Below are 14,252 nucleotides of genomic sequence, written 5' to 3'. Positions count from 1 at the left end.
AAGCGATGAGGAGGAGCGGCGCCAATGAGCCGCGAAGCTGCCCCGGTCGCTGAGCCCGCCCGGTCGAGCGTCGACCCGGCCGCCTTCACGTCGCGGCGAAACCTGGTAATACGCCGGTTCATTCGCAACAGGCCTGGGGTGGTGGCGTGGGTTCTGCTGGTGCTGGGGTTCATCGGCTGCTACGCGCTGCCACCACTACTCCCCTACGACTACAACCACCTCGACTACGGCGCGCTGCTGCAGCCACCGTCGCTCGAGCACTGGTTCGGCACCAACGCGCTCGGTCAGGACCTGCTGGCACGGACCCTACGCGGAATGCAGAAGTCGATGCTGATAGGAGTCTGTGTGGCACTGATCTCGACCAGCATCGCCGCCACCGTCGGATCGGTTGCCGGTTACTTCGGCGGCTGGCGCGACCGGGCACTGATGTGGGTGGTGGACCTGCTGCTGGTGGTGCCGGGCTTTTTGCTGATCGTCATCATCACGCCCCGCACCAGACAGTCGAGCAGCGTCCTGTGGCTCATCGTGCTGCTTGCGGCATTCGGCTGGATGGTCAGCTCCCGGATGGTACGCGGCTTGACCATGAGCCTGCGCGAGCGCGAATTCATCCGTGCGGCAAGGTATATGGGGGTATCCAGCCGCCGCATCATCATGCATCACATCCTGCCGAATGTCGCCTCGATCCTCATCATCGACGCGACGCTCAACGTCGGATTCGCGATCCTGGCCGAAACCGGTTTGAGCTTCCTGGGATTCGGTGTTCAGCCACCCGACGTGTCGCTGGGGACGCTGATCGCCGACGGCACTCCTTCGGCCACCACCTTCCCGTGGGTCTTCCTGTTCCCGGCCGGAGCCCTGGTGCTGATCGTCTTGTGCGCCAACCTCACCGGCGACGGCCTGCGCGACGCATTGGATCCCCGTAGCAAGCCACGCCGCCGCGAGAAGCGCGAGCCGAAGTGACGGCGCTGCTAGAGGTGACGGATCTGAACGTCACTTTCGAGACGGGCGACGTCGCGGTGTCCGCGGTGCGCGGCACGACGTACCACATCGATTCGGGTGAAGTGGTCGCCATCGTCGGCGAATCCGGTTCGGGCAAAAGCACTGTCGCGATGGCCATCATCGGACTGCTGCCCGAATACGCCGACGTGTCGGGATCGGTGCGCCTGCACGGCGAGGAACTGCTCGGGCTGTCCGACCAGGCCATGTCAGGGATCCGCGGCAAGTCGATCGGCACCATATTCCAAGACCCGATGTCAGCCCTGACCCCCGTGTACACCATCGGCGACCAGATAGCCGAAGCCATCGAGGTGCACAACCCCGGCGTCCGCCGGGCGGATGCCCGCAAGCGTGCCATCGAGCTGCTCGAGCTGGTCGGCATCGCGCAGGCGCCCACCCGCGCGAGGGCATTTCCGCACGAGCTGTCCGGGGGTGAGCGCCAGCGGGTGGTGATCGCGATCGCGATCGCCAATGATCCCGATCTGCTGATCTGTGACGAACCGACGACCGCGCTGGACGTCACGGTGCAGGCCCAGATCCTCGACGTGCTGCGAACCGCGCGCGACGTCACCGGCGCCGGCGTGCTGATCATCACCCACGACCTGGGTGTGGTGTCGGAGTTCGCCGACCGGGCAATGGTCATGTACGCCGGGCGGGGGGTCGAGGTCGCCACCGTCGAAGATCTCTACCGCGACCGTCGGATGCCCTACACCGTTGGGCTGCTGGGGTCGGTGCCACGCCTGGACGCCCCGCAGGGCACTCGGCTGATTCCGATCCCGGGCGCGCCGCCGACGATGTCATCGCTGTCGCCCGGCGCCTGTCCGTTCGCCCCCCGCTGCCCGCTGGTGATCGACGAATGTCGTTCGGCGGAACCCGATCTCGTTGCCGTCGGCGACGGCCACGGGGTGGCCTGTATCCGCACCGACGATGTCGCGGGGCGCAGCGCAGCCGAAATCTTCGGTGTGTCAACGCAACCAGAGGAGATCGACAGCGCCGCGGGTGAACCGCAGTTGGTGCTGCAAGTCACCGACGTCAGCAAGACCTACCCGCTCACCAAGGGCGCGGTATTTCGCAGGCGCGTCGGCGAGGTGCGGGCGGTCGACGGTGTCAGCTTCACCCTGGAGCAGGGTCGCACCCTGGGCATCGTCGGCGAATCCGGTTCGGGCAAATCCACGACGCTCAGCCAGATACTCGAGCTCGCCAAACCCGAGGCAGGTTCCATCGAGGTCCTCGGCGCCGACGTCGCCACGCTCAACGCGGCCGCCCGGCGACAGCTGCGCACCGAAGTGCAGGAGGTGTTTCAGGACCCGGTGGCCTCTTTGGACCCCCGCCTCCCGGTGTTCGACATCATCGCAGAACCGTTGGTCGCCAACGGGTTCGGCAGGCCGCGTTGCGAGGAACGGGTGGCCGAGCTACTGGCGATCGTCGGTCTGGACCGCGACGACGCCAGCCGCTATCCCGCCGAGTTCTCCGGCGGGCAGAAGCAGCGGATCGGCATCGCGCGGGCACTGGCGCTGCAGCCGAAGATTCTCGCGCTCGACGAGCCGGTGTCGGCGCTTGACGTGTCGATTCAGGCGGGCATCATCAACCTGTTGCTGGATTTGCAGGCACATTTCGGATTGTCCTATCTGTTTGTGTCGCATGATCTTTCGGTGGTCAAGCACCTGGCGCACCGGGTGGCGGTGATGTACCGGGGAGCGATCGTCGAGCAGGGCGACGGCGATCAGGTGTTCACCAATCCGCAGCACGAGTACACCCGGCAGCTGCTGGCCGCTGTTCCACGGGCGCACCGCGATGTCGCCGATGGTTAACATCGTGCGGGTGACGCGCCCGCGGACGGTTCGCCCGCTTGCGCTGCTGGCGCTGGTCTTGGTTCTGGTATTGGCTCTGGTCGTCAGCGGCTGCTCGAGCGGGTATCAGGATCTCCCGGACACGCATGCTGCGCGAGTCGGCAGCACCAGTGACATCAACCCGCGGGACCCGGCGACCCTGCGTGACGGCGGCAACCTGCGGCTGGCACTGTCATCATTCCCGGATAACTTCAATACCTTCAACATCGACGGCAACAGCGCCGATACCGGGGACGTCATTTCGCCGACGCTGCCGGGAGCGTTCATCACCCGGGCCGACGGGTCGCTGAAACTCAACACCGACTACTTCACTGGCGCCGAGTTGACGGGCACCAACCCCCAGGTCGCCACCTACACCATCAATCCGAAGGCAACCTGGAACGACGGATCCCCGCTCACCTGGGAAGACCTCAAGTCGCTGGTCGACGCGTGCAGCGGGCGCGACAAGCGGTTCTTGATCGCCAGCAAGGCCGGTTTCGATCACGTGAAATCGGTGACCAGGGGCGTTGACGATCGTCAGGCCGTGGTCACCTTCGCCGAGCCGTACGCCGAGTGGCAAGCGATGTTCGCCGGCGGCCTACAGCCGCGGAGCATGACCGCGAACCCGGACGTCTTCAACAAGGGTCAGCTCGACGCGCCCGGCCCGTCGGCCGGGCCGTTCGTCGTGTCCAGGATCGACAGGCCCGCACAGCGCATCGTGCTCACCCGCAATCCGCGCTGGTGGGGCCGCCAGCCTCGGCTGGACTCCATCACGTTCCTGGTCCTCGACCCCTCCGCCGTCATACCGGCCCTGCAGAACAAGGACATTGACGCCGCCGGTGTGAGCACCCTCGACGACATGGTCACCGCCCAGCGCACTGCTGGAATCGTGATCCGGCGCGCCCCGACACCGACCTGGGCCCACTTCACCTTCAACGGCGCACCCGGATCCATCATGGCCGACGAGAGGATACGGCTGGCGATCTGCCGAGGCATCGACCGCCGAGCGATCGTCGATGTCGTGCAACACGGCCTGACCGACCATCCGGCGCCGCTGAACAATCATATCTACGTCGCGGGACAGTTGGGTTACCAAAACAACAGCGCGCCAGCCGATTACAACCCCGACCAGGCCGGCAAGGACTTGGACGCACTGGGCTGGAAGCTCAACGGATCTGTGCGGGAAAAGGACGGCCGGCCGTTGGTGGTTCGCGACGTCTTCTTCGACGCGCAATCGAACCGGCAGGTCGCCCTGGTCGCTCAGCAAAACCTGGCGCAGATCGGTGTGAAGCTGCAACTCGATCCCAAGTCCGGCAACGGCTTCTTCAGCCAGTACGTGAGCCCCGGCGACTTCGACATCACTCAGTTCAGTTGGGTGGGTGCCGCTTTCCCGCTATCGGCGTTGCCGCAGATCTACGCTTCCGACGGCGACAGTAACTTCGGCAAAATCGGAAACCCCGAGATCGACGCCAAGATCGATCAGACGCTGTCCGAGCTGAACCCGGACAAGGCGCGCGCGCTGGCCAACGAGGTCGACACGATGCTCTGGCAGGAAGGCTTCAACCTGCCGCTGTTCCAGTCGCCCGGCAACAGGGCGGTGCGCAGCGATCTGGCCAACTACGGCGCGTTCGGACTGGCCGACGTAGATTACATGGCAATCGGATTCGTGCGGAGCTGATCGGCGCTGCGGCTTGTGGGGGACGGTGCACGCGTAGTCACTTCTGGCATGCTTCTCCGCGCGGAAGGACTTAACGTTTTGTCCACCTCAGCGCGACAAACCGCTGTTTCGAGTGTGCGCATAGGGTTTCGATTGTGCGCCTATGGCGGGGACGGTGGCTTTACGGTCAGGTTGCGGCCAGCCGGCGCACTAGGCGTTGCGGCGGCGCCGGCAGCGCAGCCTCGGCTGTCACCGCCACGTCGAGCGCCTTGCAGATCAGACGCATGGCCGGGCGCGGCGGGAGTGCGTCCAGCGCCGGCCCCCGGTCGGCAAGCCCGTCGAGCTCACCGCGGCACACCGCGCCGGCAATGGCCAGGGCGGCAGGCTCATGAGAGTCCAGCGCGCCGTGCGCCAGTGTCGGCAACTTCACCAGCACCGAGTTGGGCACCAGCGACGCGATGCGCTCAGCCACGGCGCGCGGTGTGACCAGATCGCGGCCACCCGAGATCACCACCGTGGGCCACGCGAATTTCGGCATCTCGGCCACCAGGTCGTACGGCTCGGCCTCGAAAGCGGCTGTCTCCGGCATGATTTCACGCAACGCTGCGGCCGGGTCGAGCGGCAGACCGTCGGGTTCGGGGGCGTAATCGAGTTCGCGGAACGCTATCCGGTTGACCAAGTCGGCTTCAAAGCGGTACGGCGCCGTGCGGGTCAGGATGGTGGCGAACTGGAGCAGGGCCCGCCACAACACAATTCGACCACCGAGCAACAAGTCGAGTTCGCGGTCGAGCAGAGCGGCCCCACCGTAGCCGTACAGTCTCGCGGCGACCTGACCACCCGCGTCGGTCATCACACCTTCGTCGACGAGCCGGCGAACCTTGGGCGCCAGCGCGGCGGTCTCCGGATCGTCGCCCTTGAGCAGCAGCCCGCGAATGGCGTCGCGCACGTCGACGACGTCGTCCCGCGACAGCAGCGGAGAATCGAGGATCATCGCCCACACCCGATCGGGATGGCGGACGCCGAGTCCCGCCGCGATGTAGGTGCCATACGACGTGCCGTAGATGACGGCTGAGTCCACGCGAGCGTCGTCGAGTACAGCGGCGACGTCGTCGACGACCTGATCGACAGTGAACGCTTCGGGCGGCAGGTCGGCGCCGGAGTCGTCGTGGCGCGACATCCCCACTCCCCGGTGCTCGATCATGATGACGTCCAGACCGGCGACCGCGAAGCGCCGGCGCAATCCCTTGTACACGCGCATGGACCCCACGCCGGGACCTCCGGTGAGGATCACCAGCGGGTGCGCGGATTTGCGGCCGGTGCGCACGTAGTACAGATCGAACTCGTCCGCGCTGCCCGGCGAGACCGGCCGGCGTATCGGCCGCACGCCCGGCAGTCCCGCCAGCTTGTCGTGGACCCGGCGGCGTTTGGCGTTCATCGTCATTGGTATCGCCCCACCATGGCCCCATTCTGTCGAGACCGCGCAGCGGTCCCCAAATCACGCAGGATCAATTAAGGATCAAGTCGGCGGCCTTCTCCCCGATCAGCACCGACGGGGCATGCGTGTGCCCGCGCACCGTGCTGGGCATCACCGAGGCGTCGGCCACCCGCAGGCCCTCGACCCCGCGGACCCGTAGCTGCGGATCCACCACACTCGCCTCGTCGCTGCCCATCCGGCAGGTACCCAGCGGGTGATACAGCGTGTGCGCGCAAGTGGCCAGGGCCCGCTCGAGGGTGGCCTCGTTGAGCTCGGTGCAGTCCCGCGGCCGCGCGATCGGACCGAGCAGGTCCTTCAGCGCGGGAGCTTCGGCCATCCGGGCGCAGATCCGCAGCCCTTCCATCATCGCCGCACGGTCCACGCCGCCCGGATCGGACAGGTAACGCGGTTCGATGACCGGCTTGGCGAGCGGATCGGCGGACCGCAGCCTGATCTGGCCGCGGCTTTCCGGCGCGACGAGGATGGGCCCTAACACCACACCATGCCCCTCCGGCTCCACGAGCGCCTCGTCGTAGAACGGCGCCGGCGCGAATATCAGCTCGATGTCGGGCAGCGCCAGCTCCGGTCGGCTGCGCAGGAATCCGTACGCCTCGCCGACGTTGGAGGTGAGCATGCCGCGGCGCCGCAGCAGGTAATTGACGAGTTCCTTGGGCTTTTCGGCGGCGAACAAGCTGCCATCGCCGACAGCAAAGCCCAGAACCGCGACGAGGTGGTCGATCAAGTTCTGGCCCACCTCGCGCGAGTCGTGGACGGTATCGATGCCGTGATCGGCCAGGTGTTCGCGATCGCCGATACCGGAAAGCATCAACAGCTGCGGGCTGTTGACGGCACCGCCGCAGAGCACGACCTCGCGGCGGGCGGTGGCCACCCATGTTTGACCGTCGCGCTGGTATTCCACGCCGGCGGCCCGTGTCCCGTCGAAGACGACTCGGGTCGCGGTGGCGTCGGTGAGCACGCTGAGGTTGTCGCGGCCCATCGCCGGCTTCAAGTAGGCGTCGGCGGTGCTGCATCTGGCGCCTCGCCGCTGCGTCACGACCGTCTCGCAGAAGCCTTCCGGTGCAGGGGAATTCGGCTGCGCAGCGGGAAATCCACACTGGCGCGCGGCGGCCAGCCAGGCCGCGGTAAACGGTCGCGGGCTGCGCTGACGGGAGATGTGCACCGGGCCGGTGACTCCGCTGTCGTCGCCGCTGACGAAGTGCCAGGCGGCGGTGACGTTCTCGATGCGGCGGAAGTACCCGCGCACCTCGTCGAAAGACCACTGCGGGCCGGCGCGCACCGCCCACTCGTCGTAGTCGGCGGCGAAGCCGCGCACCCACATCATCGCGTTCATCGACGACGAGCCACCCAGCGTCTTGCCTCGCGGCCAGTAGATCTCGCGACCGTCGAGCTCTTTCTGCGGTTCGGTGAGGTAATCCCAGTCGCACTCACTGCGGAACAGCTTGCTGAAGGCCGCAGGGATCCGAATGAATCTGTTGTTGTCGGGCGGGCCCGCCTCGAGGGCCACGACGTCGGTGGCCGGATCGGCGCTGAGCCGATTGGCCACGACCGCGCCGGCCGAGCCGGTACCGACGACTAGGTAGTCGCACTCAACATTCATCGCGTAACCCCATTCGGGGTGAGTGTAAGACGCGCGCGGGAGCGCCGAGTGCTAACCGGTCAGATCGATGCGGTGCGCACCCTTGACGCCGTCGTAACGGTCGGGGCTGCAGGTCAGCACGATCACCTGGCCGTGCGCGCCCACGGTGTCGAATACCTCGCCCATCTTGGCCAGCCGGTCGGGATCGGTGAATCCCAGCGCATCGTCGATCACCACCGGCACGGTGTCCTCCTTGGCGACCAACGACGCGCCGGCCAGCCGGGCCAGGATGCCGAGCTGCTCTTTGGCCCCACCGGATAGGGACTCGTAGGGCACCGTGATGCCCTCCATGGTGCGGCTGCGGATACAGAGATCGCTGTCGATGTCGACCTCGAAGCTGGGCCCGAACACCGGGCGACCGAGCCGATGCAGTTCCGTGCGGTAGGGCTCGACGTAACGCAACCGGGTGGTGCCGCGGTGGCGCGTCATCACCGACCGCAACAGCTCGGCGGCGCGGGCGCGGCCGCCTATCCGGGCGTGCTGACCGGCGGCATGCTCACGCTCGCTCTCGGCGGCATCGAGCTTGCCTTGGCGGCCCTCGGTTCCGAAGACCGAGAGTTCGATGCTAATTTCGCGTAGCGCCCGGGAGCCTTCTTCGTAGCGCTCGCGTAGCGACTCGGCCGCCGCGGCGGCATCGGCCAATTCGGCGGCCACCGCGTCCGGCGCCGCGGCGGCCAACTCATCGGCCAGCTCGCCGGCCCGCCGCCCGGCGGTTTGCGCGTCCCCCAGCGCGGCCTCGGCCGCCGCCGCCAGGTCCTCATCGCTGACGGTCATGCGCTCCAGAGCCAGCTGCTCGGTCGCCTTGTCGAGTTCGACGCGCTGAGTTGCCTCGTTGTTCAGTAAAACCGTTGCCCGAGTGGATGTCTCGGTGAGCCTTGTGGCCACGGCCGTTGCGGTCTGACGACATGTCGCGCATTCGGCTTCCGCGGCCGCGCGAGCGGTCTCGGCCGCGTCGAGTTCGGCACGGGCTTCGGTGCCGTCGGTCGTGCTGAGATCGGGTTCGGGCGACTGGACGGCGCGCAACTGCGCCAGTCGCCCGCTTAGTTGGTCTGCCTGCTCGTCGCCGCACAGGCCTTCCAGGGTGGCGCTCAATTGGTCGCGGCTGCTTTGCAGTTCGCGGCGCCGCTGGTCAACGCGTCGGGCCGCAGCAAGGTCGGCGAGGTCGGCGGCTGCCAGGGCAGCCACTAGTTCTTCTTGTGCTGCAACGTGTTTCGCCTGAACGCCCAGCGCGGTCGCGCCGGGGGTGACACGGGCGGTCACGACACCGACAACCTCGACCTCGGTGGCACCGGTGACGGTGGTTGACCAGCTTTGGCCGGCGGGCACCGACACCCGTTGATCACCGACGGCGAGCTCGATGTCGGTGGCGGCGGTCAACTCCACCGCCGCCGAGATCAACGCCAACTGGTCGCTCGTGCGATCGACCGCGGCCGCGGCCTTTTCGATTCGCGCCAGCAGCTCCTCGGTGAGGGTGTTAGCGGACAACTCCGCGCAGATCCGGTCGCGGTCGCGCTGGATGGTGTCGATCCTGTCGAGCCGCGTAGTCAAACGGTCGGCCTCCTCGCGATCGGCGAGCCGGTCGACTGTGCGCCGGGCGACTTCGACCCGGCGTTGGGCAGCCGCGAGGACTTCGGTGGCCTCCTCGACCGCGGCATCGGCGGCCTCGGCGTCGGCGCGCGCCGCCGACTGCGCGTCGACGGCCTCTTGCGCCTCGGCCTCGAGGGCAGCGATAGTTGCTGCGCGAGTTTCGATTTCGGTTACCAGCCGCAACCGCCCGGTGTGAGCGGCGGCCGACGCGGCGTTGGTCGCGGCCGCGGCGTCAGCGACCAGCTTGGCTTCCCGCGCTTGCCGGGTGAGCGCGGCGATCTTGTCGGCGGCCGCCTGGGCGACGGCGAACCGGGGGCCGGCGGCAAGCCGCAGCTGCGACAGCTCGGCGACCTGCTCGGTGAGGACAGCGTGGCGACGCACCCGATCGTCGACCTCGGCGACCGCCGCCGCGCACTCCGTCACCGCCGCCTCGGCGTCGGCCAGTCGGGAGATTGCGGCCGACCACTCCCCCGTCGCACGTCCGGTCGCGGTGAAGTAGCGCGCGTACTCGGCGTCGATCCGTTCGATGAGCACGGGCTCGGTGCCCGACAGCGCCGCGTCGCTGTCGGATTGTGCGGCGGCGACGTCGAGCGCACGCGACAGCGCGTCACACCCGGACAGGTCCACGGGGGCGATCGATGCGGCCTGCAGCACGCGCTGCGCATGCCAGAGATCGTTGTCCACCGTTTCGGCCAGCATCGCTCGGACGCGTTCGTGCGCTTCGTCGCCGGTCAGCTGCTCGCGGCGCGGCTGAAGTACCGTCAACTCCGTCTCGCACTTCTTGTGAAAGCGCTTGCGATAAACGAAACGATAAGGGCCGCTACTGATCTCGGCAAAGACCTCGGAACCGACGTCGGCGTTGGTCGGCTTGACCTGCTTGACTTCCTTCTTCGTCGACCGGTCCCTGGATTCCAGCAGCAGGTCCAGCGCCTCGATCATCGAGGACTTGCCGACCTCGTTGGCGCCGCAGACCACCACCAGGCCGCGGTCGGGAAACTCGATCTCCCGGTGCGCGATGCCGCGGTAATTCGTCAGAACGAGCCGATGCAGCTTCATGAGACTTGCGGCGTGGAAAACCTCGGCTTTAGCTGGGCAAGGAAACGCCGCCTCCTTCCCTTCGATAGGTTGTCGGTGGTGCTGCCTAGCTTGTTGATGTGTGCAGGTTTCGGTTGCTTCCTAGCCCTGAGCAGGCGGCGGCGTTGGCCGAACACTGTCGCCACGCTCGGTTTGTGTGGAATCTGGCCGTGGAGCAGCAGCGGCACTGGCAGCCCGGTCGCCGAGCGCCCGGTTACAACGAGCAATGTGCCGAGTTGACTGCGGCCCGCGCCGAATACGACTGGTTGGCAGCCGGGTCGCAGACCGTCCAGCAGCAGGCGTTGCGAGACTTCGCCCAAGCGATGCGCAACTTTTTCAACGGCACCCACCGTCAACCGACGTGGCGCAAAGCCGGCGCGCATGAGGGATTCCGGCAAGTCGGACTCAAACTGCGCCATGTCAAGCGGCTGAGCCGCCGCTATGGGCAGGTATGGATACCCAAGGTCGGGGGGGTGCGCTTCCGGTGGACCCGCACCATCGCCGACACCGTGAAGTCCTACCGAGTCACTCTGGATCGCTCGGGGCGCTGGCACATCGCCTTTGCTGCTATCCCTGACTCTGTCGCGGGACCGGATGACGGCAGCGTCGTTGGTGTCGATCGCGGCGTGGCGGTCTCGGTTGCGCTGTCCAGCGGGGAGCTGCTGCGCGTTCCTGGACTGAGTGCTGGAGAAACCGAGCGGCTGCGCCGCTTGCAGCGGCGCCTCGCCCGGGCACAACGCGGGTCGAACCGGCGTGCACGAACGAAGCTGGCCATTGCGCGGGTGCGCGCCCGTGAAGCAGATCGCCGCCGCGACTGGGTGGAAAAGACCACCACCGATCTGGCGCGCCGCTTCGACACCATCAGAGTCGAGGACTTGAAGGTGCGCGCGATGACCCGCTCGGCGCGCGGCACTGCTGAATGCCCGGGCACCCGCGTCGCGCAGAAACGGAGCCTCAACCGTGAGATCAGCCGCCAAGGGTGGGGCCTGTTGGTAGCTCGGCTGAAGCAGAAGGCCCGGGGGCGGATTGAGTTCGTCCCGGCAGCGTATACGTCGCAGCAATGCTCCCATTGCGGGCACATCGCGCCCGAAAACCGCAAGAGCCAAGCGGTTTTCCAGTGCGTCGCCTGCAACGCGGGACCGTGCAATGCCGACGTCAACGCCGCACGCAACATCGCCGCCGGACGGGCGGTGACAGCACGGGAAGACCTCGGCACTAGCCGGTCTGCGAACCGTGAACCTCAACTCAGTTCTCCCGCTCCCTAGGCGAGACGGGGTTGTAATCCACCGGCGCAAGCCGGCGGGGGACGTCAAGCCGCGCCCCGATCGGCGAGGCGCAGCAAGAGCGCCAGCGCCGCCTGGGCGTCGACGGCGGCTTCGGCGTCGTCCGCGCGTGCCGCGGCGACCAACTCCTCGACCGCGGCGGCCGCGAACCCACCGATGCCGAGGTCGGTGAACTCGCCGTCGGCGGGCACCACCGCGAGGTCGGTGTGGCGTTCCCAGAGCCCCAGCCAGGCGAACAACCGTCCGTATCGGTCCAGGCAGGCGTCCAGGGCGGCGCGGTCGGTGACCGTCAACGAGCCGGTCAGCGCCAGCCGCACCACGGTGCGTTCCTTGTCGGTCATCTGGTCCAGATTCATGTCCAGGTCGGCGATGTCGCGGTTGGTGTCGACCTGCCGGCGCGTCGTGACGAACCGCCAGTGGCCTAGATGTTTTGCCGTCACGGTGACGGCGTGGTCGCTTTCGTCGACGTCGACGACCAGGACATGGCCGGGGTCGGATTCGACGTCGTCGAAGTTGGTGACCTCCGGCGAGCCGGGGTACCACACCCGACCGCTGCCACCGACCTGGGTGAGCGAATGCTTGTCGCCCAGCGCCACGTAATGCAGCGCACCGCTTTCCAGCGCACCTTCGAGCGCGGCGAGCCGGATCAGCGAGGGTTTGTCGCGGTCGGGGTCGAGCACGTCGACGCCACCATGCGCGACGAGCACCCGGGTCGCCGGCCCCGGTTCGAGGCCATCGAGTGCCTCGGCGACCAGGTCGGTGGTGGGGGCCTTGGAACGCCATGGCGCGGCAACGATCTCGAGCCCCGGCCGCACCTGATGCACGCCGTTGCGGTCGAGCACCACGACGTTGTCCGGGCATTCGGCGGTGAACAGCGTGCTGGTGTACACCGAGGACGCGTCCAGCGGGTCGTGATTGCCCGGCAACAGGTAAACCGGAATGCCGATGGCGCGCATGGCTTCCAGGGACTGGCCGATGACCTGCGGCGCGAGCTGATTGTGTTCGAAGACGTCACCGGCCACCACGACGAACTCGGCGCCCACCTCGGCGGCCAGCGCGCCGAGTCCGGCCACCGCGTCGCGGCGGGCGGCCGAATACCGTGGCTGGGCGTCGCCGGCAAGGAAGTGGCGGGTCATGCCCAGCTGCCAGTCGGCGGTGTGCACGAATCGCATCCCGATCCCTTCTGAGGAGTGTGGCTGTCGAGGCATCGCGAGTGTAGGTCGGGTCGGCGACAAGTCGCGGGACCTTGCTCGGCAGGTTCGGCGCGGGATCGCCGCGGCGAGCGTCGTTGACCACTGAAATCACTTGCATCACTTTGGCTTCAGAGGTATCACCGCGGGCATTGTGTCGGGGTGCCGTCGTAGTATTCGAACATGCGTTCGGATCGGGATCACATGGTGACGGTGCTCGACCGGGTGGACACTGCCGTTGAGGAGCTGTGTGAGCTGACGTTTGATGCGTTGACGACCCCGGAGCGGCTGCGGGTTCTGGAGCGCCTCGAGCGCGCGGCTCGCCGGCTCCCGGTGCCGGGGCACGCGTTGATCAATCAGCTCGCCGAGCAGGCCGACCCAGAGGAGCTCGGCGGCAAACTGCGGGACGCGTTGGCCAACCGGCTACGGATCAGCCCCGCCGAAGCCAGTCGCCGGGTGACCGAAGCCGAAGACCTGGGCCCGCGCCGCGCCTTGACCGGTGAGCCCTTGGCCCCGCAGCTGACGGCGACGGCAGCCAACCAGCGCGACGGCATCCTCGGCGAGGGACATGTGAAAGTAATCCGCAGCTTCTTCGCTCAACTACCCGAGGGTGTGGACGTGTTCACCCGGCAGGCCGCCGAAGCCGACCTGGCCCGCAAAGCCGGCCAATATCGCCCCGACGAGCTGGCCAAATACGGCAAGGTGCTGATGGACTGCCTCAACCCGGATGGCACCTTCACCGACGAAGACCGGACGCGACGGCGCGGAATCGTCATCGGTGAGCAGGAATTCGACGGCATGTCACGCATCGCCGGCTACCTCAACCCCGAACTGCGGGCCACATTAGACGCGGTGCTGGCCAAACTGGCTGCGCCGGGCATGTGCAACCCCGACGACCCGATGCCCGTGGCAGACGGCCCGGCACCCGAGCACTCCGCGCAGCGCGACAGCCGCAGCCAGGCCCAGCGCAAACATGACGGTCTGCTCGCCGGCCTACGCAGCCTGCTGATGTCACGAGAATTGGGCCAGCACAACGGACTACCCGTCACCGTCATCGTCACCACCACATTGACCGACCTCGAAGCCGCCGCCGGCCGTGGCCTCACCGCTGCTGGCACCCTGCTGCCCATGTCCGACGTGATCCGCATGGGCGGCCATGCGCATCATTACCTCGCGATTTTCGAGGGCGGTAAAGCCGTGGGGTTGTATCACACGAAACGCCTGGCCTCCCCGGGACAGCGAATCATGCTGTACGCCAAGGACCGTGGTTGCACCAAACCTGGTTGTGACGTACCCGGCTACTGGACCCAGGTCCACCACGTCAACGGGTGGGCGGCCACCGGTCGCACCGACATCAACGAACTGACGTTGACCTGCGGACCTGACAACCGACTCGCCGAAACTACCTGGACCACCCGCAAGAACGCCCACGGCGAAACCGAGTGGATCCCGCCACCGCACCTGGACTACGGGCAACCCCGCACCAACAGCTTCCACCACCCGGA

General features: G+C 67.3%; 9 protein-coding genes. 5 read left to right on the top strand and 4 right to left on the bottom strand.

The annotated features are described in order from the left end of the window. Window positions 1–24: 24 nt before the first annotated feature. The 3 genes from ACLP9N_RS19935 to ACLP9N_RS19925 are packed head-to-tail and all read left to right on the top strand — an operon-like array spanning window position 25 to window position 4,503. Entirely contained in the window at window positions 25–960 is a 936-nt protein-coding gene (locus tag ACLP9N_RS19935; protein ID WP_442409036.1) for an ABC transporter permease, read from the top strand. Next, a complete protein-coding gene (locus ACLP9N_RS19930; protein ID WP_442409035.1) occupies window positions 957–2,807 on the top strand; it encodes a dipeptide ABC transporter ATP-binding protein in 1,851 nt (616 codons plus the stop codon). The genes ACLP9N_RS19935 and ACLP9N_RS19930 overlap by 4 nt, the downstream gene beginning before the upstream one ends. Continuing rightward, window positions 2,800–4,503, top strand: a complete 1,704-nt coding sequence (locus ACLP9N_RS19925; protein ID WP_442409034.1) for an ABC transporter family substrate-binding protein — start codon at window positions 2,800–2,802, stop codon at window positions 4,501–4,503. Before ACLP9N_RS19930 ends, ACLP9N_RS19925 begins: the two co-directional genes overlap by 8 nt. 166 nt (window positions 4,504–4,669) lie before the next feature. On the opposite strand, the gene ACLP9N_RS19920 is transcribed toward ACLP9N_RS19925, so the two are convergent. The 3 genes from ACLP9N_RS19920 to ACLP9N_RS19910 all read right to left on the bottom strand — a co-directional run bounded on the left by ACLP9N_RS19920 (window position 4,670) and on the right by ACLP9N_RS19910 (window position 10,256). Then, window positions 4,670–5,923 carry an alpha/beta hydrolase gene (locus tag ACLP9N_RS19920; RefSeq protein ID WP_442409033.1) on the bottom strand — a complete coding sequence of 418 codons (1,254 nt, stop codon included), beginning with the start codon at window positions 5,921–5,923 and terminating at the stop codon, window positions 4,670–4,672. Window positions 5,924–5,987: 64 nt separating this feature from the next. After that, window positions 5,988–7,574: a GMC family oxidoreductase gene (locus ACLP9N_RS19915; RefSeq protein ID WP_442409032.1), complete on the bottom strand. Its 1,587-nt coding sequence runs from the start codon at window positions 7,572–7,574 to the stop codon at window positions 5,988–5,990. A 51-nt stretch (window positions 7,575–7,625) separates the two neighbouring features. Beyond that, entirely contained in the window at window positions 7,626–10,256 is a 2,631-nt protein-coding gene (locus ACLP9N_RS19910; RefSeq protein WP_442409031.1) for an AAA family ATPase, read from the bottom strand. A 98-nt stretch (window positions 10,257–10,354) separates the two neighbouring features. On the opposite strand from ACLP9N_RS19910, the gene ACLP9N_RS19905 reads away from it, so the two are divergent. Next, window positions 10,355–11,539, top strand: coding sequence for an RNA-guided endonuclease InsQ/TnpB family protein (locus ACLP9N_RS19905; RefSeq protein WP_442409030.1), 1,185 nt, complete (start codon window positions 10,355–10,357; stop codon window positions 11,537–11,539). Between the two features lie 44 nt (window positions 11,540–11,583). On the opposite strand, the gene ACLP9N_RS19900 is transcribed toward ACLP9N_RS19905, so the two are convergent. After that, a complete protein-coding gene (locus ACLP9N_RS19900) occupies window positions 11,584–12,729 on the bottom strand; it encodes a metallophosphoesterase family protein (RefSeq protein WP_442409029.1) in 1,146 nt (381 codons plus the stop codon). A gap of 201 nt (window positions 12,730–12,930) precedes the next feature. On the opposite strand from ACLP9N_RS19900, the gene ACLP9N_RS19895 reads away from it, so the two are divergent. Continuing rightward, window positions 12,931–14,252 (top strand): HNH endonuclease signature motif containing protein (locus ACLP9N_RS19895; RefSeq protein ID WP_442409028.1); only part of this gene is annotated, 1,322 nt, incomplete at its 3' end.

Source organism: Mycobacterium sp. (genome assembly GCF_052144515.1).
In the GTDB taxonomy this organism is placed as follows: Bacteria; Actinomycetota; Actinomycetes; order Mycobacteriales; family Mycobacteriaceae; genus Mycobacterium.
This window is presented reverse-complemented; position numbering and strand designations above follow the sequence as displayed.